The 24,823-nt window shown below is 43.0% G+C and carries 15 protein-coding genes; 7 read left to right on the top strand and 8 right to left on the bottom strand.

Annotated features, from left to right (window positions below; genetic code table 11):
* Window positions 1-609, bottom strand: a complete 609-nt coding sequence (udk, locus tag J4E06_RS00240) for a uridine kinase (RefSeq protein WP_349522039.1) — start codon at window positions 607-609, stop codon at window positions 1-3.
* A gap of 178 nt (window positions 610-787) precedes the next feature.
* Between udk and J4E06_RS00235 the strand changes: the two genes are divergently transcribed.
* The 3 genes from J4E06_RS00235 to J4E06_RS00225 are packed head-to-tail and all read left to right on the top strand — an operon-like array spanning window position 788 to window position 4,284.
* A complete protein-coding gene (locus J4E06_RS00235; protein WP_349522038.1) occupies window positions 788-1,288 on the top strand; it encodes an acyl-CoA carboxylase biotin carboxyl carrier protein subunit in 501 nt (166 codons plus the stop codon).
* A 6-nt stretch (window positions 1,289-1,294) separates the two neighbouring features.
* The gene (accC, locus tag J4E06_RS00230; protein WP_349522037.1) at window positions 1,295-2,737 is read left to right on the top strand and encodes an acetyl-CoA carboxylase biotin carboxylase subunit; all 1,443 of its coding nucleotides are present in this window, start codon (window positions 1,295-1,297) and stop codon (window positions 2,735-2,737) included.
* Between the two features lie 5 nt (window positions 2,738-2,742).
* Window positions 2,743-4,284: an acyl-CoA carboxylase subunit beta gene (locus tag J4E06_RS00225; protein ID WP_349522036.1), complete on the top strand. Its 1,542-nt coding sequence runs from the start codon at window positions 2,743-2,745 to the stop codon at window positions 4,282-4,284.
* A gap of 271 nt (window positions 4,285-4,555) precedes the next feature.
* Here J4E06_RS00225 and J4E06_RS00220 read toward each other — a convergent pair whose 3' ends face one another.
* Window positions 4,556-4,684, bottom strand: a complete 129-nt coding sequence (locus J4E06_RS00220) for a GIY-YIG nuclease family protein (protein ID WP_349522035.1) — start codon at window positions 4,682-4,684, stop codon at window positions 4,556-4,558.
* A gap of 117 nt (window positions 4,685-4,801) precedes the next feature.
* Entirely contained in the window at window positions 4,802-5,863 is a 1,062-nt protein-coding gene (locus J4E06_RS00215; RefSeq protein WP_349522034.1) for a Gfo/Idh/MocA family protein, read from the bottom strand.
* Between the two features lie 164 nt (window positions 5,864-6,027).
* Between J4E06_RS00215 and J4E06_RS00210 the strand changes: the two genes are divergently transcribed.
* A complete protein-coding gene (locus tag J4E06_RS00210) occupies window positions 6,028-7,242 on the top strand; it encodes a multidrug effflux MFS transporter (RefSeq protein WP_349522033.1) in 1,215 nt (404 codons plus the stop codon).
* Here the strand turns inward: J4E06_RS00210 and J4E06_RS00205 are convergent.
* The 4 genes from J4E06_RS00205 to nagB form a co-directional block, all read right to left on the bottom strand.
* A complete protein-coding gene (locus J4E06_RS00205) occupies window positions 7,239-8,327 on the bottom strand; it encodes an anhydro-N-acetylmuramic acid kinase (protein ID WP_349522032.1) in 1,089 nt (362 codons plus the stop codon). The genes J4E06_RS00210 and J4E06_RS00205 overlap by 4 nt on opposite strands.
* The gene (locus J4E06_RS00200) at window positions 8,324-9,910 is read right to left on the bottom strand and encodes a glycoside hydrolase family 3 protein (protein ID WP_349522031.1); all 1,587 of its coding nucleotides are present in this window, start codon (window positions 9,908-9,910) and stop codon (window positions 8,324-8,326) included. The genes J4E06_RS00205 and J4E06_RS00200 overlap by 4 nt, the downstream gene beginning before the upstream one ends.
* Complete coding sequence (locus J4E06_RS00195) at window positions 9,903-11,183, bottom strand: MFS transporter (protein ID WP_349522030.1); 1,281 nt, start codon at window positions 11,181-11,183, stop codon at window positions 9,903-9,905. Before J4E06_RS00195 ends, J4E06_RS00200 begins: the two co-directional genes overlap by 8 nt.
* Before the next feature lie 206 nt (window positions 11,184-11,389).
* Window positions 11,390-13,327 (bottom strand): glucosamine-6-phosphate deaminase, encoded by a 1,938-nt coding sequence (nagB, locus tag J4E06_RS00190; protein ID WP_349522029.1) that lies wholly within the window; start codon window positions 13,325-13,327, stop codon window positions 11,390-11,392.
* 172 nt (window positions 13,328-13,499) lie between these two features.
* Between nagB and J4E06_RS00185 the strand changes: the two genes are divergently transcribed.
* Together J4E06_RS00185 and murQ are read left to right on the top strand one after the other, a co-directional pair.
* Entirely contained in the window at window positions 13,500-14,249 is a 750-nt protein-coding gene (locus tag J4E06_RS00185; protein ID WP_349522028.1) for a DeoR/GlpR family DNA-binding transcription regulator, read from the top strand.
* Between the two features lie 4 nt (window positions 14,250-14,253).
* Window positions 14,254-15,069 carry an N-acetylmuramic acid 6-phosphate etherase gene (gene murQ, locus J4E06_RS00180; protein ID WP_349522027.1) on the top strand — a complete coding sequence of 272 codons (816 nt, stop codon included), beginning with the start codon at window positions 14,254-14,256 and terminating at the stop codon, window positions 15,067-15,069.
* A gap of 12 nt (window positions 15,070-15,081) precedes the next feature.
* On the opposite strand, the gene J4E06_RS00175 is transcribed toward murQ, so the two are convergent.
* The gene (locus J4E06_RS00175) at window positions 15,082-16,200 is read right to left on the bottom strand and encodes a PQQ-dependent sugar dehydrogenase (RefSeq protein WP_349522026.1); all 1,119 of its coding nucleotides are present in this window, start codon (window positions 16,198-16,200) and stop codon (window positions 15,082-15,084) included.
* 154 nt (window positions 16,201-16,354) lie between these two features.
* Between J4E06_RS00175 and J4E06_RS00170 the strand changes: the two genes are divergently transcribed.
* On the top strand, window positions 16,355-24,667 hold the full coding sequence (locus tag J4E06_RS00170; protein WP_349522025.1) for a T9SS type B sorting domain-containing protein: 8,313 nt from the start codon (window positions 16,355-16,357) through the stop codon (window positions 24,665-24,667).
* Window positions 24,668-24,823: the final 156 nt, after the last annotated feature.

Below are 24,823 nucleotides of genomic sequence, written 5' to 3'. Positions count from 1 at the left end.
TTATGTAAGATTGTTGTTGATAATGGTTCGGACAACATCGACGGCAACCGTATTGTATCGATTGTTTGGTATAATGATGTCCGCAAACTCCTTCGAAGGCTCAATAAATTGAAGGTGCATGGGTTTTACCGCGGTTTGGTACCTTGTGAGTACCTTGTCCAAATCGTGACCACGCTCCTTGGTATCCCGCTGCAACCTTCTTATCAAACGTTCGTCCGAATCGGCATGTACAAATATTTTTATATCGAACATATCCCTCAATTTAGGATTGCTCAGTACCAAAATTCCCTCCACTATCATCACCTTTCGGGGTGGCGTGGGAATGGTTTCCTTCATCCGTGTTTCCTCTACAAAGGAATAAATAGGAGTGTCCACGGTCTTTCCTTCCCTTAACTGGTCAATATGCTCAATCAATAGATTGAAGTCAATGGAATTGGGGTGGTCAAAATTAATTTTCGTCCTTTCTTCACGGCTCATGTGGGAAAGATCGTTATAGTAGGAATCCTGCGAGATTACACCAACCTCGTCTTTAGGCAATTGCTCAACAATTTGGTTTACTACCGTTGTTTTTCCGCACCCTGTGCCTCCGGCAATCCCTAGAATCAACATAGTTCAAAATTTGTCATCAAAAATAAACAAATGATTATATCTAGTGCATTGTTATGATACAACATAATTAGTAATCATCTACCAAATAATGAATGATCGATGTCATAATTTTTACCAGTTTAAGGGTTTAGCTTTGTGTTATTTTAATGCAATACCCTTATATTTATCAAGCTAACCAATGGAAAATTTTTATATGAATGAATCTTATTCGGTCAAGGTTGGCGATGGCTTTGACTTTAAACTTTCCAAGGACACTATTTCTTCGTTGGATTTGATTAAAACAGGTACTGATGCCTATCATTTTTTAAAGGATGGTGCATCGTACCATGTAAAAATTTTGGATTCCGACTTTAATAAAGGAACCTACACCGTAAGTATTAACGGGAGTGAGTACCAAGCCTTGATTCAGACCCCATTGGATGAGCTTATCCAAAAAATGGGCTTTGCCACCAATGGCGGAAAAAATATAGACTCTATCACTGCACCTATGCCGGGATTGATTTTGGATATTTTGGTGGAGGAAGGACAAGAAGTCAATGAGGAAGACCAATTACTTATCCTGGAAGCCATGAAGATGGAGAACATTATAACTTCCCCAAGAAACGGTGTAATCAAAAAGATAGGTGTATCGAAAGGTGATGCCGTTGACAAGAAACAATTGTTGATTGAATTTCAATAGAACACCATGAAAAAAATATTGATCGCCAATCGAGGCGAAATTGCGGTCAGGGTCATAAAGACCGTAAAAAAAATGGGTGTTAAGACCGTGGCCGTTTATTCGGAAGCGGACAGGAATGCCCCCCATGTGCAATTAGCTGACGAAGCGGTTTGTATTGGCGAAGCGCCTTCCAATAAATCATATTTGCGAGGGGACAAAATTATTGAGGTGGCCAAAAAACTCCATGTTGACGGAATTCATCCAGGTTATGGGTTTTTGAGTGAAAACGCGGACTTTGCGGAAGCTGTCGAAAAAAGTGGTATCACATTTATTGGTCCAAAATCCAAGGCCATTCGGATCATGGGGAGCAAGTTGGCAGCCAAAGAAGCTGTGAAAGCCTACGATATTCCTATGGTGCCCGGTATTGATGAAGCTATTTCCGATGTGGCCAAGGCCCATGAAATTGCCAATGAAGTCGGTTATCCTGTTTTGATAAAGGCCTCTGCTGGTGGTGGAGGTAAAGGAATGCGAATCGTGGAAAAAGAAGGAGATTTGGAATCAGGGATGAAGCGCGCCATTAGCGAAGCTACCTCTGCTTTTGGTGATGGTTCCGTTTTTGTGGAAAAATATGTAACATCACCTAGGCACATCGAGGTGCAGGTAATGGCCGATATGCACGGTAATGTGCTACATTTCTTTGAGAGGGAATGCAGCGTGCAAAGGCGTCACCAAAAAGTGGTGGAAGAGGCTCCTTCATCGATTTTGACGCCCGAATTGCGTGAAGAAATGGGCGTCGCAGCCTGCAAAGTGGCCAAATCTTGTGATTATGTTGGGGCCGGTACCGTCGAGTTTTTGATGGATGCCGACCTCAATTTCTATTTTTTGGAAATGAACACCCGTCTCCAAGTAGAACACCCTGTTACCGAATTGATTACGGGTGTAGATTTGGTAGAATTGCAGATAAAGGTGGCCCGCGGCGAAGAACTTCCCATGAAACAGGAAGATCTTACAATTAATGGTCATGCCGTTGAGCTTCGGGTGTATGCCGAAGACCCGCTGAACGATTTCTTGCCTAGTGTGGGCAACTTGGAAACCTATCAATTGCCTGTCGGAAATGGAATTCGTGTGGACAACGGCTTTAAGGAAGGAATGGATATCCCCATTTACTATGATCCCATGCTGTCCAAGTTGATTACCTATGGTAAAACCCGCGAGGAGGCCATAGAGCTAATGCTTGATGCCATTCAAAATTATAAAGTAAAAGGAGTGCAGACCACCTTGCCTTTTGGAAGTTTTGTGTTTGCCCATGAAGCGTTCCGGTCAGGTAATTTTGACACCCACTTTGTGAAGAATTATTATTCTCCGGAAAAAATCAAGGAGCAAACGGCCAACGGAGCAGAAGTTGCAGCAATGATTGCCCTTTATCAATTTCTGGAAGACAAAAAAATAGTACGATTACCTTCAAACTGAATCCTATGGATCCCAAAATAAAAGCACTACAGGAAAAAATTGCTCAAGCCCACTTGGGTGGAGGCGAAAAACGTATTGAAAAGCAACATCAAAAGAAAAAGTTGACTGCTCGCGAAAGGGTACTTTACTTTTTGGACGAAGGTTCGTTTGAGGAAATGGGCATTTTGGTGACCCACCGCACCACCGATTTTGGTATGGACAAAGAAATGTATTATGGCGATGGTGTGGTAACAGGCTATGGAACCGTAAATGGAAGATTGGTATATGTGTATGCGCAGGATTTTACGGTTTTCGGGGGAGCACTTTCGGAAACCCATGCCGAAAAAATCTGTAAGGTGATGGATTTGGCCATGAAGGTAGGTGCGCCTGTAATAGGTCTTAACGATTCTGGGGGTGCCCGAATTCAAGAGGGAGTGAAATCTTTGGGTGGATATGCCGATATTTTTTACCGCAATGTGCAGGCTTCGGGGGTTATACCTCAAATTTCGGCCATTATGGGACCTTGTGCCGGGGGGGCGGTGTATTCTCCGGCGATGACAGATTTCATTATAATGGTGGAAGAAACCAGCTATATGTTTGTTACGGGACCGAATGTGGTGAAAACCGTGACCAACGAAACAGTTACTTCGGAAGAGTTGGGAGGTGCAAGTACCCATGCTGTAAAATCTGGGGTTGCCCATAAAACTTCTGCCAATGATGCCACTTGTTTGGATGATATTCGAAACTTGTTGGACTATCTGCCCCAAAACAATAAGGAAACAACACCGGTGTTGCCTTATGAACTTGGAGATGAGACACGGGATGAATTGTCTGGCATTGTTCCTGACAATCCCAACAAGCCTTACGATATGCACGATGTGATCAATGGTATTATTGATGGCGATTCGTTTTATGAAATCCATAAAGATTATGCTGAAAACATTATAACTGGTTTTGCCAGATTGGGCGGGCGAAGTGTTGGGATAATTGCTAACCAGCCTATGTTCTTGGCAGGGGTGTTGGGCGTAAAAAGTTCCCGAAAGGCTGCTCGATTTACCCGTTTTTGTGATTCTTTTAATATTCCATTATTGGTTTTGGTGGATGTGCCAGGGTTTTTGCCCGGAACAGACCAAGAATGGAGCGGGATTATTATGCACGGAGCAAAATTACTCTACGCTTTGAGTGAAGCGACCGTGCCACGCGTTACGGTGATTACCCGTAAAGCCTATGGCGGTGCCTACGATGTGATGAATTCCAAGCATATTGGTGCCGACTTTAATTTTGCTTGGCCAAGTGCTGAAATCGCAGTGATGGGGGCGAAGGGTGCCAGTGAAATTATTTTTAGAAAGGAGATTGCTGCTGCTGATGACCCCGAAGCTAAATTAAAAGAGAAAGAAGACGAATATGCCGATAAGTTTGCCAATCCTTACCGTGCTGCAAAACGTGGATTTATCGATGAGGTTATTCTTCCCAAAGATACCCGTAGCAAACTATTGAAGACTTTTGCTATGCTCGAGAAAAAAACCGTGCAAACCCCTTGGAAGAAGCATGGGAATATTCCGTTGTAAACAAAAGGTAAAAGTTATATGGTGAAGGGTGAAGGTTTGACACGAATTGAGGTTTGTCAGTTCGAGCGCAGTCGAGACCTCAATCTTGGTTTGGATCAAACTTATGATGCCAAACATTTCTGCACTCCGATAATATTTGCAACAGGTCCATATCGCCCGCAGCAAGAGCAAACTTCTTTTTGGCGCTCCATTTCTTTATTCTCTTTTCAAAACTGATGACTTGCAAAACATCATTGAATTCTTGTTGAAAGATAAGCTTAACAGGTCTTCTTCAATAGGTGAAAGCCATTTTGTTCGTTCCGTTTTGATGTTCGGCGAACCTACGGTCCATATTATCTGTAATTCCCGTGTAGGTTAATCCGTCAGTGCATTTTAATATGTAGACAAAATATAGTTTCATGATTTGGTGGGTCTCGACTGCGCTCGACCTGACACCAAACATAGCAAAGTATTTTAAAAAGGGTCTCGACTTTAGTTTATCCTGAGCGTGGCCGAAGGACTCGACCTGACAGTTTGCCTATAACATCACCGTCTTCCCCGTTTTAACGGATTCATCCGCAGCCAATACAATCTTAAGACTGTTGACGGCATCATTTAAATGATGGGAGAGGTCTCGGTCGTTCACTATGGCATCCAACAGATATTCCTGTTCCAACAAGCAAAGTCCGTCATGGTCGGGTTCATCAGAGGTACTGATGATTTCATCTTTTTTGACGAAATTTCCATCGGTGTCGAGTTGGCTATGGTGCAATTTTAAACTTCCGGTTTTGGTATGCCCCTCAATATCTTCAGATGCGCCTTTGTCCGCATCGCTAATGGAAACACAGCCCTTGGGACCAATAACATCTTTTATGAAAAATGCGGTTTCGCTCATCATGGGTCCCCAACCTGCTTCGTACCAGCCAACGGAACCATCTTCAAAACGTACCTGTAGCTGTCCATAATTGTACATATCGGAATCCACTTCATCTGATAAATGTGCGCCAATGGCAGAAACACTGATGGGTTTGGAACGGGTCATGGAACACATCACATCCACATAATGCACGCCACAGTCCACAATGGGCGACATGGATTGCATCAACTGTTTGTGGGTGTACCACTGCTCCCCCGAGCTTTGTTGGTTCAGGTTCATTCGCATCACCAGGGGTTTGCCCAAGGTCTGTGCCATTTCTGTAAACTTGGACCACGTAGGGTGCACTCGCAAAATATAACCCACTACCATTTTAAGCTCATGTTTATAACTTAGGTCAACCAATGTTTGTGCCTCATCCACGGTCAAGGCCAATGGTTTTTCCACAAAGACATGAGCATTGGCCACAAGGGCCATTTTTACATAGTTGTAATGCGTGTCCGGGTATGTGTTTATAGAGACAACATCGGGTCGAGTTGTTTTCAATGCTTCGGCATAATCCGAAAAAGTAGGTGCTCCATCCAATTCTTGGGAAAGGTGCTCCCTACTTTTGGCACCTCTACTTACCAATCCCACTATTTCAAATCCATCCAATTGGTGATAGGCACGAGCGTGCGAAGTTCCCATATTGCCGCATCCGACCACTAAGGTTTTTAATTGTTTCATTGTTCGGTTAATTTATCTTTAAAGATAGGATTATCTGAATTTTTGAACCTATTGGGTGGTGATAAGCTGCTAAAAACCCTAACTATAACGTTGTAAATGTTTTCTTATCATTAAACCTTTCTTAAAAGCTTTATTGGTCCATCGGGTATGCCTAATTTTGCCTGATGCAAAAGTTAAATCAGAAACCCAACTTTGAGTTTGTGGCCATGATGGCCGCTTTGATGTCCATCGTAGCCTTGGCCATTGATGCCATTTTGCCCGCAATTTCCAATATTGGGGTAGCCATTGATAGCACCGACCCTACGGATAATCAATTATTGGTTACCATGATTTTCTTGGGACTTGGCGTAGGGCAATTGTTCTTTGGGCCCATATCGGACAGTTTTGGACGTAAGCCGGTTGTATACATCGGTTTTATCATCTTTTTACTGGCAAGTATCATCTGTTTGTATGCGCCATCCTTGGAGATTATGGTAATTGGTAGAATTTTACAGGGAATCGGGCTCTCTGCACCTCGAACCATTTCCATATCCATTATTCGAGACACGTATGAGGGGGATTATATGGCCAAGGTAATGTCTTTCGTAGTTGCATTTTTTATTCTAGTGCCCGTTGTTGCTCCTGCCATAGGAAAATTGATTTTGGATGCGGCGGGTTGGCAAGCCATTTTTTATGTACAAATGTTCTTTGTGCTGGTGGTTGCCGTATGGTTTTGGAAGCGACAAAAAGAAACACTTCATCCTGAATATAAAATCCCCTTTACGAGACACGTTTTTGTTGATGGTGTTAAAGAGTTTGTAAAATATAGGGAGACGGTTGCCTTTACATTGACATCGGGATTGGTAACCGGCGCATTTTTGGTATACCTGAGTTCTGCCCAGCATATTTTTGAAGATCAATATGCCCTCAAAGAAATATTTCCGTACATCTTTGCGGGACTTGCTGTTTCTATTGGGCTTTCAACTTTTTTAAATGGAACCTTGGTAATGCATTTTGGAATGCGAAGACTGTCTTTAATGGCAACCATTGTATTTTGCGTTGTTGCACTTACCTACTCCATTGTTTTTCTCAATACCCCTAACCCGAGCATTTATGTATTGGTCGGATTTTTGTCCATCCAGTTTTTCTGCCTTGGATTTATGTGGGGGAACTTCCGTTCCATCGCCATGGAGCCTATCGGTCATATTGCAGGAATCGGAGCGGCTATTAATGGGTTTGTGTCCACATTACTTTCCATACCCATCGCAACCTTTATCGGTGAGTTTGTAAAAGATTCCGTTTGGCCGTTATTTGCAGGTTTGGCGATTTGTGGACTGTGCGCGTTGACTATTTTTCTTTTGGTGAACAAACCCAGAAGAAAGCGAGTGGTCACAACTTAATTGGTTTCAGGAAAAAACACTTCGCCACTACACGAATCGGAAGTGGCACCGGTAACTGATTTCAGCACATTGGTTTTCCCCTCCAAACGGAGTACGCCCATTAATGTAAAAACAAGAGCTTCTTTGTAGGCTATCAAGGTTTTGTTTGGCACAACAACCTCAATACTTGAGCCCAGTTTATCTTGGAGCGTATCCATAAAAAACGTGTTGAGGGCACCGCCTCCCGTTGCCAAGAGCTTGTTGTCAGAATTACTGTTGTTTTTATGCTTGTGGACGCTCAATGCAATCTGTTCGCAATTATGATGGATAAAAGTGTGCAACAAATCTTCATTGGAAATCTGCGATGCTTCGATCATGGGAACAATCTCCGAAGTAAACCATTCGTAACCCGTGGATTTGGGATAGGGCAGACCATAATACTCCAAATTGTTGAGTCTTTGGAGGAGGGTATGGTCCAATTTTCCCGAGCGGGCCAGTTTTCCATCTTTATCATAGGCCAGTCCCATTTTATGGGTGATGTAGTTCAGCGGCATGTTTGCCAATCCAATGTCATACGCTATGCGTTCTCCACTTTTATCAAAGGAGATATTGCTGATTCCACCCAGATTCAAGCAAAAATCATATGCACGGAACAACAATTTATCGCCAATGGGTACCAAGGGGGCACCTTGTCCCTTTAGGGACACATCTTTCGTCCTAAAATCACATACCACCTGTTTTCCAGAAGTATTTGCCAAGAGTTGTCCATCACCCAGTTGAAAAGTGATACTTTCTTTTGGTCGATGATGTGATGTGTGACCGTGACTAGCGATAAAATCAACCTCTTCGTCCAACTCATCTATAAATATTTTGGATTGTTGTCCCAACCAAATTCCATAATCCTTGTGCAGTTGTTCGTGTTCTTCTTCGGAAAGATGAATCGCGTTTTTGAGGTATTCCCGCATTTCATCGGAATAATCGATTTCGGCAGTTTCTTTTATGGAAAAACTCCATTTTCCATCTTCTTTCCAAATATGGCAATAGGCGATGTCCAACCCATCGAGAGAGGTTCCAGACATTAACCCCAAGACTTTATAAACACTCATGGTTGAAAGGTTTTTAGTTGGATAGGGAGTTCCCCTTTAGCTTCAATTGTACCAGAAAAATGCTCGAAAGCAACTTCCTGAAACTCTGGAAAATCTTGATACGCCAATACGGCATTGGATGACGGCTTCAGTTTTAAAACATCCAGCACGTAGGGATTTCCAAAAAGATAGATCAAGGTATTTTTCTTCCCAACCAATTTATGGATTAAGGACAATGTTTTTTCATCAAAACCAAATTGGTTTTTGGGTTTTACAGCAGGAGGGAAGATGCTCAATACAAGATTTTGGTTGTCAGATGCCAAGGCAGCATCCAAATCAACCTCTTTTGACCCAAAATTGGATGAAATTTGTTCCGATAAGCTATTTTTATTGCCGGAATTCACGGAAACATTCAAAAAATCAGAAGATTTTATTTGCTCCACGATTGATGTGTTGTCATACAATTCCGTGATGCTTTGTGCTGCAATTTTGCGGTTTAATTTGGAGTTTTCACCAGTGCCAGAATCACTGGAAGGCGTTTTTTCGGAAAACACTTTGTGTTTTAACTTCCAGACTCGTTCAAAACTTTCTTGAATTCTTTCTTCTGAAGCATTTGTCAAAATCTGTTCAACACCTTCAGCTACATGTTCACTAAAACATAGCACGTCCATACCCGCAGTAAAGGCTGCTTTTTCCAAGGCTCCTTTTTGAGGGAATTTTTTGGACACTGCATGCATGTTCAATGCATCGGAAATTACAACCCCTTTAAAACCTAATTGCTTTCGGAGAAGGTCTGTAATGATTCTTGATGAGGTGGTGGATGGATTTTCTGAATCCAACTGAGGCAAAAGCAGGTGTCCTACCATTACGGAATCTACTCCTGCTTTAATCAGTTTTTGAAAAGGAAATAACTCATTCTCCATAAGTTCCTCCAAAGATTTGTCGATTACGGGCAAACCTAAATGGGAGTCCGTTGCGGTATCGCCGTGCCCTGGAAAATGCTTAATGGAGTTTAGGGTTCCACTCTTTGCCATTCCTTTTAGGAATGCTTCTGCTTTGTGGGTCACACTATTTTTATCATCCCCAAAAGAACGGTATCCAATTACAGGGTTTTCAGGATTGTTGTTGATATCGACCACGGGCCCCAAATTCCATTGAATTCCTGCTTGTCTGCAATCGTTTCCAATAGCTTTGCCCACTTTATAAATTAGGTCATTATTGCTGGTCAAAGCTCCCAAAGTAATGGCATAAGGGTATTGCGGGGTGTTTTCTATGCGCATGGCAAGTCCCCATTCGGCATCAATAGCAACAAGTAAAGGTATAGTGGCAGCTTTTTGATACCGGGTAATCAACTCCAACAGACGATCGTAGCTTTTTTCGTTGTGCACAATTTTCTTCTTCCCTTCAAAATTGGTGGCCGCACTGGCCCTGCTGTGGAAAAAGCAAATGGAACCCACATGCTGTTCTTTGATGAGCTTCTCCATCTGCTGCACTTCTTCCTCTGTGTCGTTGATAAAAACAGCTGGCATGAACAATTGCCCCACTTTCTGTTTTAAAGTCAGGGTTTCTTTTGGAAGTGTATAAGTTTGATGAATTTTAGTCATTGGATTCAACCGTTTTTTTACCGTAATCTGCAGGATACTTTAAATAGCGAAGGACCAAAAAAGCAGGTAAAGCGGCAATAACCACCCAAATAAAGAAGCCGTCATAGCCTATCCATTCCTGAATGTATCCGCTCAACATACCGGGCAGCATCATACCCAGGGCCATAAAACCTGTGGCGATAGCGTAGTGAGATGTTTTGGAGGCTCCTTCGGCCACATAAATAAGGTACATCATAAAAGCGGCAAAGCCGAAACCGTACCCAAATTGTTCAAGCACTACGGTACCGACCACGGCATATATGCTGGTGGTTTGCGTCACGGCCAAAATCGCATACAGTGCATTGGGCAAATTGAGCGCAAGTAACATGGGCAACATCCATTTTTTAAGTCCATCTCGGGAAATCAATATTCCCCCAAGGATTCCTCCGAGTGACAGCATAATTACGCCCACGGTACCATAAATAGTGCCCACGGCTTCGGTGGAGTAAGCCAATCCGCCTACTTCCAGCTCATCCAACAAGAAAGGAGAGGCCATTTTAACCAATTGGGATTCCCCCAGTCTATACGTTAATACAAACAAAAGGGCGACTCCGATTTGATGTTTCTTGAAAAAAGTGGCAAATACTTCGAAGAATCCTGCTGGTTTTTCCTTGGGTTCGGTGGTTGTTTCTTCAAACTTGGGAGCAGTAAAAAAGTTGGATACCGTTAGGGCAAGCATTAATACCGCTGCACTGATCATGGTTACTGACCATGCTTTGGTGTTGTCACCGTATTTATTTTCAAGAAAACCAGCAAAAATCACCAAAAGCCCTTGGCCTGTTACCATCGCCAATCGGTAAAAAGTACTACGAAGGCCAATGAAAAAGGATTGCTTTTTTTGGGTGAGGCCTATCATATAATACCCATCCGAAGCTATATCGTTGGTGGCGGAGGCGAATGCAGCCATCCAAAAGAACGCCAGCGTTATGATAAAGAAGGAATTTGAAGGTAGAAAGAGGCCGATGCACAAAAATGCGAGGGCAACCACCAATTGCATGCCCAAAAACCATTTTCTTTTGGTGCCGTTAAGGTCAACAATGGGACTCCACAAGGGTTTGATGACCCAAGGCAAGTACAGCCAACTCGTGTACAATCCTATTTCGGCATTGCCAATGCCCAATCTTTTGTACATGATTACGGAGACCGTTACCACCAAAATGTAGGGAATCCCTTGGGTAAAATATAAAAATGGAATCCACAGCCATGCGTTTTTATCTTTCGGAGCTACGTTCATTTGTGGTTTTAATTTACAGTATTGGTTTTTGTTGGTTGAAATATCGGGAAGTTCAAGCTAATTAGGTAACATCACTTTGGTTTACGGTCAAGTTTTATGTTTTTTAACGGAAGCACATAAAAGAAAAAAGGCCTACGTATGCACTAAATGTAGGCCTTTTCGAGATTAATTAAACAACTTACAACTTAAAATGAAATGTTGTTTTTTTAGAAATGGTACCGTACAAAACCTTCCATGGCTTCGTACTCTGCCATTCCTAGTGCATTATATCTATTCGCTGTATCCTTGTTTCTTTGTTCTGCACGTTGCCAGAATTCCCTTTCGTCGTTTCCAGGGAACATGGCACTGTCCTTTTGGGATTGGTGTTTGAATATGGCGTTGATTTTTCTGTCCATATCTTTTGGTCCGATCGGTACGGCCATTTCCATATCTGCAATGTCCCATTCCTGCCATGCACCTCTATACAACCAAACGTAGCAGTTTCTTATCCAATCCGAGCCTTCATCCACCAAGCGTTCAATGGCTTTAAAGATTACATCCAAACAAACTCTGTGTGTACCATGAGGGTCGGAAAGGTCACCTGCGGCAAAGATTTGATGCGGTTTTAGTTTGTTCAGCAAATCATAGGTGATTTGAACATCTTTGTCAGAAAGCGGTTTCTTCCTAACGGCACCTGTTTCATAGAATGGCAGGTTCTGAAAATGCGCATTTTCCTCCTTCACACCACAATAGCGACAAGCGGCCAAGGCTTCCCCTTTTCTTATCAATCCTTTAAAATACTGTACCTCGGGACTGTCCAATTCTCCCGGTTTTTTGTTGGCCAGAAACTCACGCACCTCTTTAAACCTCTTTTTGAGGTCCTTGTTGTCTTTTTGAACATCGGTGGCAAAATCAAGGAATCGTATTACTTCATCATCAAAAACTGCAATATTACCCGAAGTTTGATACGCTACGTGCACATTGTGTCCTTGGTCCACCAATCGCAATAAAGTGCCTCCCATTGAAATCACGTCATCATCGGGGTGAGGACTAAAAATTAATGAGGTCTTAGGGTGGGGTTGTGCTCTTTCGGGTCTTTGACTGTCATCAGCATTGGGTTTTCCACCTGGCCAGCCTGTAATTGTGCGTTGCAATTGGTTAAATACCGATAGATTGATTTGCTCTGCGGAGCCTACCTCGGCAATTAGGCTGCCCATACCATATTCATTATAATCTTCGTTGGTCAATTTTAAGATGGCCTTGTCCAGTTTTTCGGATAGCCAAATTGATGCGGTTTTGATGAGTTTTTCATCCCAATCACACTCGGTTACCAACCATGGCGTTTTTATTCTTGTCAGGTAGGAAGATGCTGCTCCGTCAAGAACAAAATCACAATTGGTATGATGCTGTAAAAAAGTTGCAGGAACGGATTCTTTTATTTCGCCTTCCACTGCCTGCCGTACAATAGGGGCTTTTCCTTCCCCCCAGGCCATAATAATTATTCTCTTGGCGTCCATTATGGTACCGACACCCATAGTGATGGCTCTTCTAGGAACATTTTCTTCGCCAAAGAAATCACTTGCAGCATCAAGGCGTGTTACACGGTCCAAGCGAACCAAACGGGTTTTGCTGTTTAGGGAGGAGCCAGGTTCGTTGAAACCGATATGCCCGGTTCTTCCAATACCTAGAATCTGAATATCAATACCTCCGACATTTTTTATTTTCTCCTCATAATCCAAGCAATACTTTCTGATTTCTTCCTTAGGCAAACTCCCATCTGGAATGTGGACATTATGAGGTTCAATATCAATATGGTCAAACAAGTGTTCGTTCATGAAGCGAACATAGCTATGGATGGAGTCTGGATCCATCGGGAAATATTCGTCCAAATTGAAAGTGACCACATTTTTGAAGCTAAGCCTACCTTCTTTATAAAACTGAACCAAGTAATCGTACACCTTGGTCGGCGTAGAGCCTGTTGCCAACCCAAGAACTGCCTTTTTGCCTTCTTCTTGCCTTTGTTTGATCAGACTTGCAATTTCATTGGCAACATACCATGATGCACTTTGAGCGTCTTGGTAAATATGGGTGTCGATTTTTTCGAACTTCACCATTTCGGTGTCCAAGACCTCTCTTTTTAATGGATTATTGGCTAATTCTTGCATTATTTATCGATGTTTAGATGTTAATCGAGACAAATATAATGTAAAATTGCTGTTTTTTGCAATATATTTGCTGTTTTATGCTTTTTTAAAGAAAAGTTAACATTGCAATCAAACCAGAAGGCGTTATTTTGAATTGTTTTCTACTTTTGAAATCATATGAAAAGGATAGAATATGCTTAAAGAAGAAAGACAGCATTCCATACTCAACGAAGTGGAGCTGCACAACAGAGTGTTGCTTACGGATTTGGCCGAGAAACTTGAAGTTTCCATTGATACCGTGAGGCGAGACGTTAAGGAACTGGATGCGGAAAATTTGTTGGTCAAAGTGCATGGGGGTGCCGTTTCTTTGGGGTTTGCCAATCACAGCCCTCAACAAAGCAATGTTTATGCACAAGACAAGAAAATAGCTATCGCCAAAAAGGCGGTGGGCCTCCTTAAAAACAATAGTGTTGTTCTTATTGATGGGGGAACAACTTGTCTGGAATTGGCACGGTTATTACCTGTAAATCTAAAGCTTACCTGTTTTACCTTGAGCCTTCCCGTAGCTATGGAATTACTGCGCAAACCAAATGTAGAAACAATTTTTATTGGAGGTACACTTTCAAAGGGGTCGCAAATAGCTATGGGCTCCAGTACCATCAATGCATTGTCACAGATAAAAGTGGATTATAGCTTTATAGGAACAGGCTATGTTGATACCGAATTTGGATTAACTGAATTTGATTGGGATGTAGTACAGACCAAAAAGGCCGTTATCAATGCCTCTAAGAAAGCCGTACTTTTATGTATTTCGGAGAAGCTGAATTCCCAGCATCGCTTTAAAACTTGCGATCTAAACATAATCAATACCATGATAACGGAATTGGAGCCTTGGGATTCAAAACTTGATGCATTCAAAAATTTGAACATACAAATATTATAATATAGTGGTACAAAAGCACATTAAGATTACTGAGGAACCATCCCACTATGATGGGTTGGATGAAATGGATACTTTGGATATTGTGACCCATATCAACAATGAGGACAAGAAAGTGGCGGAAGCTGTTGAGCAGGTATTGCCTCAGGTTGTCCAAGTTGTTGATGAAATGGCCAAGCGTTTTGATAAAGGAGGAAGGCTGTTTTATATAGGAGCTGGAACCAGCGGAAGATTGGGCATATTGGATGCTTCGGAAATTCCACCTACGTTTGGAATGCCACACGATAGAGTAATTGGATTGATTGCAGGAGGTGATCAGGCGATTCGCAAGGCGGTCGAGAATGCAGAAGATGATACGGAGCAAGCTTGGAAGGACCTTCAAGAATACGATATCAATCCTAATGATGTTTTGGTGGGCATAGCAGCTTCGGGCACAACACCCTACGTATTGGGAGGGATTGCAGATGCAAAGGCCAATGGTATCTTAACGGCGGGAATAACTAACAATCCAGGCTCACCTTTGGCCCAATCAACCGATATTCCCATTGAAGTGAACGTAGGACCCGAATTTTTAACAGGCAGTACGCGTATGAAAAGTGGAACCAGTCAAAAACTGGTGCTCAATATGATTTCTACCGCTTTGATGATTCGCGTGGGCAGGGTCAAAGGAAACAAAATGGTGAATATGCAATTGAGCAATACCAAATTGGTGGATAGGGGCACACGATATATTATGGAAGAACTTGGATTGGGCTATGACGAAGCAGAAAAAGCGCTCAAAAAATATGGTTCGGTAAAGTTGGCCGTAGATGCTTTGAAATAAGTGAGTACCTTATTATTTCGGCTCTAAGCGGTAAATACCTTTCCCTTCAATACTTACATAGATAAAACCATCGGGTGCTTGACGTACATTGCGAACACGACCCATGCCATCCAGCAACTTTTCTCGATAGGTCACTTGGTTTTCGTTTAGCTCCAGTCGCTCCAAATATTGAAAAGCCAAAGAGCCGACCAATAAGTTGCCTTGCCATTTGGGATACTTACCGGAAGTAACGAACGTCATTCCCGAGGGAGCAATGGATGGTGTCCACTGATGCAGCGGCTGCTCCATACCGGGCCGTGAGGTTTCATCGGTGATTTCAGTACCGCTGTAATTAATACCGTAGGTGATTACGGGCCATCCGTAGTTTTTTCCTTTTTCTATAATATTGATTTCATCCCCGCCCCTTGGGCCATGTTCGTGTTCCCAAAGCACTCCGGTTTTAGGATGAAGAGCCAAGCCTTGTGGGTTTCGATGTCCATAGCTGTAGATTGCTTTTTTCGCCCCGCTTTTATCCACAAATGGATTGTCTTCAGGAATACGGCCATCATCGTGCAAACGGTATATTTTTCCACCATCGCGGGTGATATCCTGTGGATTTCCATCCCTATTTCCCCTGTCGCCAATGGAAAAAAACAAGTATCTGTCTCTATCAAACTCTATTCTTGAGCCAAAATGTTGTCCACGTGTTGAGTTTGGCGATGCTTTGTAGAGCTTTTCAACATTTACAAGTTTATTGTTGGATAACTTGGCTCGTATTATGGATGTATTACCACCTTTGCCCTCTCCTTCAGATGAGGCATAAGAGAAATAAATCCAACCATTGTTATCATAATCGGGATGCAGTTCAATATCCATTAATCCACCTTGACCTCTGTTGTAAACTTCAGGTGAATTTTCAATTTCCTTGGTGCTGCCAGATTGGTAAAGAAGAAGCTTTCCAGACTTTTCCGAGATTAAAATGGCCTCATTGGGCAAGAAAACCATTCCCCAGGCGTTCTGAAGGTCATCTACCACGAGTTTCGCAGTAAAATCAAGGGTTTCGGGAGAATTTATATCATTTTTTGGCGCTTGAGCGCATGATGTACCAAGCAGTACAACGAAAAAATAGGGGAACAAGAGACTATTTTGCATAATTTTACGTTGAAATAATAGATTTAATGGATGAACGGCATTTTTTTAAAGCCGGTTGATTAAGATAAACAGAATTTTTATAAGAAAAGAAAATTACTATTTAAGAATATAAAGGTCCCAAATCTGAGTATTCTTCCAAACAAGACTTAACCCTATGCTCCCACAAAAAACAAGGCATTTGCTATATGTCGTGTTGTTGGTGTTCATTTCAATCTTCGGTTCCACGGTATTGGCAAAAACAAATGTTACAAGGATACTAACAAATATGGTGTCCAACAGAACAGAGCCCAAGACCCTAAAAGAGATTCCCGATGTAGCAAAAACGGAAGCATCTACCGAAAAAAGTGAACTTTTTGCAACACCCCCTATGTTCGCTACCATAATCAATGGAGCGAACGAGGAGGTTACGTGCCCGAACGATGGTAGTACCGTGGCAAAATTCTTCTTGTGCGGAACCAGCGATGTTAGGACATTGACACTGAGTCAATCCGGAAGTTCCTACCAATGGCAGCGGCTAGACCCCAACAGTTGCGCGCCCACCGTGGTGGATGATTGTCCTACCATCAATAGTGCTTGTACTTGGAATACCGTTGGTACCGATCCAACCTTCAACTTGTCATCTGCTGGGGAGTTTAGAGTTCGAGTAAACTCTGGACAATATTATTATTTTAAGTCAACCCTGAATCCATTGGACCCGCAACTCATCAAAGAAGATATTGTCTGTGGGAACCCAGGCAGGGTAGAAGTTACCAATGTTCCCGCAGGATACGAGTATAGTTTGAACAGTGCTGCCGGACCTTATCAAGATGCTCCTTTCTTTGATATTACAGCTTCTGGAGATTACAGGGTTTATGTTAGATTAAAAAATGTATCCGCAACTGCCTGTGTGTTTCCATCCAACGAAGTCACTGTTGATGATTTGGACATCAGTGTAGATGTTACAGCAAACGATATTTTATGTAGCGGTGAACTTGGTAGCATAGATGTTAATGTGTCTGGCGTTCCTGGTTTTTATACTTACAGATTGGTGAAGAATGGCGTTACGGTAGATACTTTTGGACCCAATGGAGCCGATAATTATACTTTCGCCAATGTTAGTCCTGGTACGTATAGCATCAGGGTTGAAACCAACTCTTGCTCCGAGACCATTACCACTGATATTGATGGAGACCCCATTGTAATTGGAGGAGGAATAAGCCCATTGGCCGTTTCGGCAACGGCATCAGACAGTTTTGGTTGTGGAGCAACTTCCGTAGATGTAAATGTAACTACCAGTGGAGGAACAGCACCGTATAGATTTAGTTTGGATGGAGGTGCTTTTAGTGCTACATATTCCAGTACATCCAGTTTTTCGGTAACTTCTGCTGGTACCTATAATATTTTGGTAGAGGACGCCAATGGCTGTCAGCGAACCGCTGCAGTCGCCGTTGAAAATATCCCACCACCCGTATTCAATTATACAGAGGAAGATGCCAATTGTGGCGGAGCCAACGATGGTAGAATCACGATAAACGTAACAAGTGGTTATGGGTACGAAATTCTTTATAGTGTAGACAATGGTGCTACTTTCCAAGTAAGTAACGTGTTCTCAAACTTGGCCCCGGGCAATTATGATGTGGTATTGCGTTACGAGCAGGATTCTTTTACTTGTGAAACCACACCTCAAACAGCAACCATAGGTACACCATCTACAATAACAGCCACTGCCACAGCGGATAGTGCACCGACTTGTGTAGATGAAAACGGCGGGCAAATCACAATATCGGGCGTTGCGGGAGGAACTGCACCCTATGAGTACAGCGTGGGAGCTGGCTTTAGTAGCAATCCTGTATTCCCAAATCTAGGGGTTGGGACCTACACCCCAATGATTCGAGATGCCAATGGATGTGTGCAAGCACTTTCGGATATCGTCTTTAACGCTTTGAACAAGCCAACTGACTTGGATTTCAACATTTCAAGTTTGGATTGTATCACGACCACCGCCTCGTTGGATTTAACCGTTACAGGAGGTTCTGGAACGTATACATATGAAATTATAGCCCCGGCGGGAAGTGTTGTGAACAATGGAAACAACAGTACATTCACTGGTCTAGGCTTGGGAACTTATACTTTTAGGGTAACCGATGATGAAGGCTGTTCTTACGATGAAAATTATGCCATTACGGATATTAGTTCCATTGGTGTGCAAGGCCAACAAACCCGAGTGGTTACTTGTGTTGGTGATTCCGATGGTGAAGGACGATTTTTAGTGGATGGATTCAATTCCACCTACAGTTATAGTATTGATGGAGGAACGGTTTTCACAGGGCAAAACAATAGTATTATTCCGTTAACAGGATTGGCAGCCGGAAGCTATATGATTTCCGTTACCGATGAAGAAACCAATTGTACCGATACCGCGACATTGGTCATTGAAGAGCCATCTACAGCCCTTGCCATTTCTAGTTTGGATGTTACGGCAATGAGCTGCCAAAATGGTAATACGGGAGCTGTTCGTATCAATACCGTAGGTGGATGGGGTGGTAACAGATATACCCTAACCCAGCCTGATGGTTCCACCAGAGGGCCTAAAAACGGTAGTACATTCTCCAATCTTTCGCAAGATGGAGCCTATCAAGTTAGTGTAACGGATGCCAATGGATGTACCGTAACCGATAGCTTTACCTTAACACGTTTGGATGCACCAACTTTGACCTTGGATAGCGGTGCTTCGGACTTTTGTTACGATAACTTTACAGCGGCCACTCTCGCAGTGAATGCTTCAGGCGGTTTGGCGCCATATCAATACCGAATCAACGGTGGCGCTTTGGGAGCCAGTACTAGTTTTACAGGACTTACCCCAGGCACATATACCATTGAGGTAATAGACGCCAACGATTGTAGGGACACTGTCACAGCAACCATCGAGCCACAAGTTATGGCCAATGCGACTACGATTCAAGAACTGGATTGTGCAGGCCCTCCCGGTCAAATTCAGGTGAACATCACCAATGGCTACACCTCTTCGGGGGACTATGATATTTATGAAGTGAGCATTAATGGCGCTCCATATACTTCGGACAACAATAATATTTCAGGAAATTCCTTTGTATACAATATTCCAAATGATGGTTCCATAATTTCGGACACCACCTTCCAGTTCCAAATTACTGATGCGAGGGGATGTACCACGGAAACCAATACGGTAACTATTTCTCCACCAGAGACTATCGCTGGTACCGCAGTGGCTGCGGATACCCAATGTGGAGACAATACCAGCGGGGTAGTGGAGTTGATTCCGGATACCACACAAGGTGTTCCTCCATATGAGTTTAGTAATGATAATGGAGCGACTTTTAGTACACAAAATATATTTTCCGGATACGGTCCAGGATCCCATGGTGGTTTCATAATTCGAGATAGTAGGGGGTGCGTGAGCCCTGCCTATACCGTAACCATTGGAACAAGTGATCCATTGGATGCTACGGCAACTCCCATCGATGCGGTTTGTTCAGCAGGTTCTGTAAACGGTTCCATTTCTGCCACCATAAACAATGGGGTGGCTCCATTTGATTATGTTTTGGTAGATGAATTTGGCGGTACGGTAGCATCATCAACAGGTACTGCAAGTACAACGGTAAACTTTCCAAACTTGCCATTAGGAAACTATACGGTAATTACTACGGATGCACAAGGTTGTGAAGACCGAGACCAAGTGGTCATCGACCAGAACCAGTTGGATTTGATTCCATTGGACGCAGACCCAGCACTTTGTTCTGATACTGCATTCCCATACCGGGTTCAGGCCTCGGGAGGAACAGGGCCGTATGAGTTCAGATTGGTGGGAGACCCAACTTGGATCTTGGGTACTGGTGCTGGCAACGATATTTTCGATGTAACCGGTTTGGTTGTGCCTGGAGTAACTTATTTTGTTGAGGTAAGGGATGCTAATGGCTGTACCTATATCGAAGAGATTGACCCAATTGGCCCCATTAATCCCGTAGCCGTAGCAGCAACGTCCTTGTCAGCCTCCTGTAATGTGGCGGGCAGTGGTGCTATTGATTATGAAGTTTCAGGTATATCAGCGCCGGGTGATTTCACTCTTACATTACAAAACACAGATACTGGTGCAACGGTTTCCGGGCCAACATCATTTACAGGCGAAACCATTCCTTATAATGATACATTTACAGGATTGGCACCAGGGAACTACCAAATTATTGTTACCGACGACACCAACGGATGTAGTGGGAGTACTCTAGCTTTTATAGATATCAGTTCAGTATCCATTGCTATCGATAATTTTGTGGAAGCTACCTGTAATGTGGGCGCTTTGGTGACTGTAAGAGGTTTTGGTAGCACAGGTCCGTATAACTACGCCTATGTGCCAACAGGAGACCCAGCACCGTCAACATTTACTTCCGAAACCACGTTTGAGATTCCTGGGCCATATTCGGCCGACTACGATTTTTATGTGCAAGATGCTAATGGATGTACCGCTTTAACAACCTTAACGGTGACACAAGAAGCAGGAGTTCCAAATCCAGTAATTGATGTAGTAAACCAGTGTACAGCGACAAGCGGTTATCAAATTGATATCGTTTCGCCACTTTCAACAGGTTCTGGATTGCCCAAGGAAACTTTCCAATATGATATTGGAAGTGGCTTTCAAACAGGAACCACTTTTATCGTGCCCAATCCAGGAAGCTACGTCATCACGGTTAGGGATGGCAACGGGTGTACCAATACGGTGACAGCAGATGTATTTGATTTCTTTGCAATCAGTGCTGACGCTACCTCATACCCGACCTGTAACGCAGGAGATGGAGAGATTACGGTGAACACGACTGGAGGTAGTGGTAATTTTGAATACCAATTGAGGGATGCAGGTACGTTGGCCAATATTGGGCCTGCTCAACCAACCAATGTATTCCTTAATGTATTGCCAGGGGACTACAACATTTTGGTTACGGATTTAGATTCCAACACGTCTCCCTTGTGTTCAGATGAAGCCATTGTAAATGTTTCTACAGTAAACACACCAGTAATTACAGCTACACCAAGTAGTGATGTAACCTGTTTTGGTGCTGATGATGGAACCATATCCATAGAACTACAACCTGGAACTGATACCGATACGCCCATTAATTATGTGTTGTACCAAGGTTCAACTTCAAATATTATTGCAGGGCCACAAGGGTCTCCAGTGTTTGATGATTTGCTACCAGATACCTATCAAGTTGAGGCAGTTTCCGATAGAGGTTGTACCGACCGTTCAGGGGACATCATCATAGATGAACCAAGCGAATTGATGGTAAATGCAATCAATACCGATTTTAGCTGTAATCCATCCAGTAACCAATTCAGTACAGCGACCATTACAATTTATACCGATGATAATGGAGATGGAACAGGAACCCCTACAGGTTCGGGCTTGTACACATACAGTATGAATGATGGCACGCCCCAGTTTGACGGAACCAACTTCCAGACAAGCAATACCTTTGAGGTGATTGATAATGGAACTGATCAGACTATCATTGTAACGGCACGAGATCAAAATGGATGTGAACTTACCGATACGGTCTACATCAATACTCCGACGGACATTACCTTCAGTTACAATGTCAATCAAATTTCTTGTGATGCTTCAGGAAGTGGCGTTAATCCAGGCTCTATTGATATCATTATAAATGAAGGGCCCGGAGATTACGAAGTGGAGATTTTACCGCTAGGTTCCGAACCGGCCCTTAGTTCAGGTGGAAGCGATAGAGTAAGCTGGGATATTTCCACACCTGGTGATTATATATTCGCAGTAACTGATGTGGGCAGTGGAGGATGTACCTATTTGACTACCACCATCAATATGCCCGAATATAACAATATTGAGGCTGTGATCGCTGAAGTGGACCCTGTAACCTGTTTTAATGGTAGTGATGGTGTCATAAGTTTGGACATCAGCAATTATAGCGGTGCCTATAACTACGAGGTATTCTCTAGAGATAATGCAGGAGTTGAAACGACAACGGGTGTAACGGGAACTTTTGATACCAACGCACCTATCAATTCTCCTGAACTCATTGAAAATGTACCAGCGGGTAATTTGGTGGTCCGGATTGAAGCTTTGGATACGCCTTATTGTGACGCGGTAAGTAATGTAACAACGGTGCGTTCACCGGACAGACCTTTAACTGTTGATGCTGTACAGACATCTCCCGTTACGTGCAACGTACCTGGGTTTGGAGAAATTACAGCTTCTGGAGATGGGGGATGGGGAACCTATGAATATCAATTGGTGGCATCTGATGGAACTATTTTGGTGGATTACCCAAATACCAACCCTGTTTTTGAGGACTTATCAACAGACACCTATACCGTAAATGTTAGGGATTGGAGAGGCTGTGAATCTACAACGGATGTAGATTTGCTTCCACCAATCGATATAACAGCGAATATTCGTATTGTGAGTCCATTGGCCTGTAACAACGATAACGATGCCATTATTGAAGCATACAATGTGGCTGGTGGACAAGGACCAGGAAACTATTTGTATCAACTGAATAGAATTACGGATGGTACCAATAGTGGATTACAGACTACCCCGACTTTTGCCAATTTATCCGCTGGAGACTATAGAATTACCATTTTTGATGGCTGGAACTGTAGTGCCCAAACAGATGTAATAACCATTTCAGACCCAGAAATCGTAGTTGCCGAACTGGTGGAATTACAGCCACCCGGATGCGGAGACTTGGGTAGAATGGAACTTGCTGTGACCAATCCAGAACCAGGTGTAGATTATTTTTACCGCAGATCGGGCACTACCGATCCGTTTATACCTTTTGGAGCTGGAATGACCAGCGTAGAGATTGCAGCAGATATTACATTAGATCCAGGACCGTTCCAGTACGATGTGCAAAATTCCAATGGATGTCCATTTGAGAAATCCAATCAGATCTCTTTAGATCCAGCTGCACCTTTGGTAATCGATTTGGATTTGACCAACGCCACCATAAATTGTGCGGGAGAGGCAACGGGAATTATACGTTCCGAAGCTTTTGGAGGTATCGGAAATTATGTTTATACCTTGGTAAATTCCAATACATTGCCTCCATCGGCAGCAACCATTGTTCGTCCTGCCCAAAGCTCGGGTATCTTTAGGGAATTGAATCCGGGAACATATTACGTGTATGCTGAAAGTGGCGGATGTGAGGCTATTTCGAGCCCCATAGTTATTGAGCCAAGAGACCCATTGGTATTGGATTATTTGGAGGCGGTGCCCGTGTTGTGTTCCGGGGATATGAATGGACAGATCATTATTGAGGCTAGTGGAGGAACAGGTCAGATCAGATATTCAATTTCTGATACTTTAAGTGAATTTTTTGAAGGCGATGACCCCGTAAACCCAAATAGAAAGACATTTACCAACTTGGCACCGAGAACGTACGATATCATTATACAGGATGATTTAGGCTGTACCATTACCAGAACAGTGGAGATTACCCAACCTATGGAGTTGGTAGCGGGAGTTGTAGATACAACCCCAGAAACCTGTATGGGCGATGCGGATGGAACCATGACCCTTGAGGTTACTGGAGGTACAGCTCCTTATTACACAAGTGTAAACTCCGCCGACGATGCTGATTTTGTACAAAACGATAACTTATTTTTTGATAACCTTCAAGGAGGTGAAACCTATGTTGTATTTGTTAGGGATGCCAATGGCTGCCAAACCAATGTAATTGCAGAAATTGGGGTAGGGGTGGATATTATTGCAGAACCTGTGGTGGAATATGGTTGTGAAGGTATATTCCCGAATAGCACAGTTACCATTAATATCGAGGACAGTTCTCAACTATCTGACTTATTGTTCTCTTTGGATGTAGACGATGTAATGATGGCGACCAACCAGCGCACCTTTGGAGATTTACCGGCAGGAGAGCATACGGTTTACATCTATCATTCCAATGGCTGTATCACTTTTGTTGACTTCGAAGTTGAAGCATACGAACCACTTACATTGGAGGCCACTAAAACCGGTCCTGATGAAGTTACGGCAATCGCAACCGGCGGTTTTGGAGGTTATGAGTACTTCTTCCAAGGAGAGTCTTATGGTGAGGTAAACACCTTCAATATTACGGTGGATTCCAATATTAATATTATGGTTCGTGATCAAAATGGATGTGAGGCCAGTATAGTGTTGCCATTCAACTTTGAGGGAATGCCCGAAATGCCAAATTTCTTTACCCCAGATGGCGACAACCTAAACGACTATTGGTATCCAGAGAACCGTGAGTATTTCCCTTTCATTGATGTAATAATTTACGATCGGTACGGAAGAGTAGTGGCACGTTTGGACCAAGTAAAAAAATGGGATGGAAACTATGAGGGTAAACCACTGCCAACAGGAGATTATTGGTATGTTGTAAATGCCAACGACAATGAAAAACAACAGTTTGTGGGACACTTTACATTATATAGGGAATAAGATACTTACCAGTGTCCAGAAAATTAAAATTCAGAACTCTTGATGATACATTAAAAGTTTTATCAGCTCTAGGTTAAAATCTCATCAAAATTTATATTTTTGCAGTCCAATTTCGGGATGTGGCCCTTCGGCTACGCTCGGGATGGACTCCGTCTG

The sequence above is a fragment of the Allomuricauda sp. NFXS6 genome (genome assembly GCF_040148835.1).
GTDB lineage: Bacteria > Bacteroidota > Bacteroidia > Flavobacteriales > Flavobacteriaceae > Flagellimonas.
The sequence above is the reverse complement of the archived record's forward strand: the minus strand, read 5'-3'. Positions and strand labels throughout refer to the sequence as shown.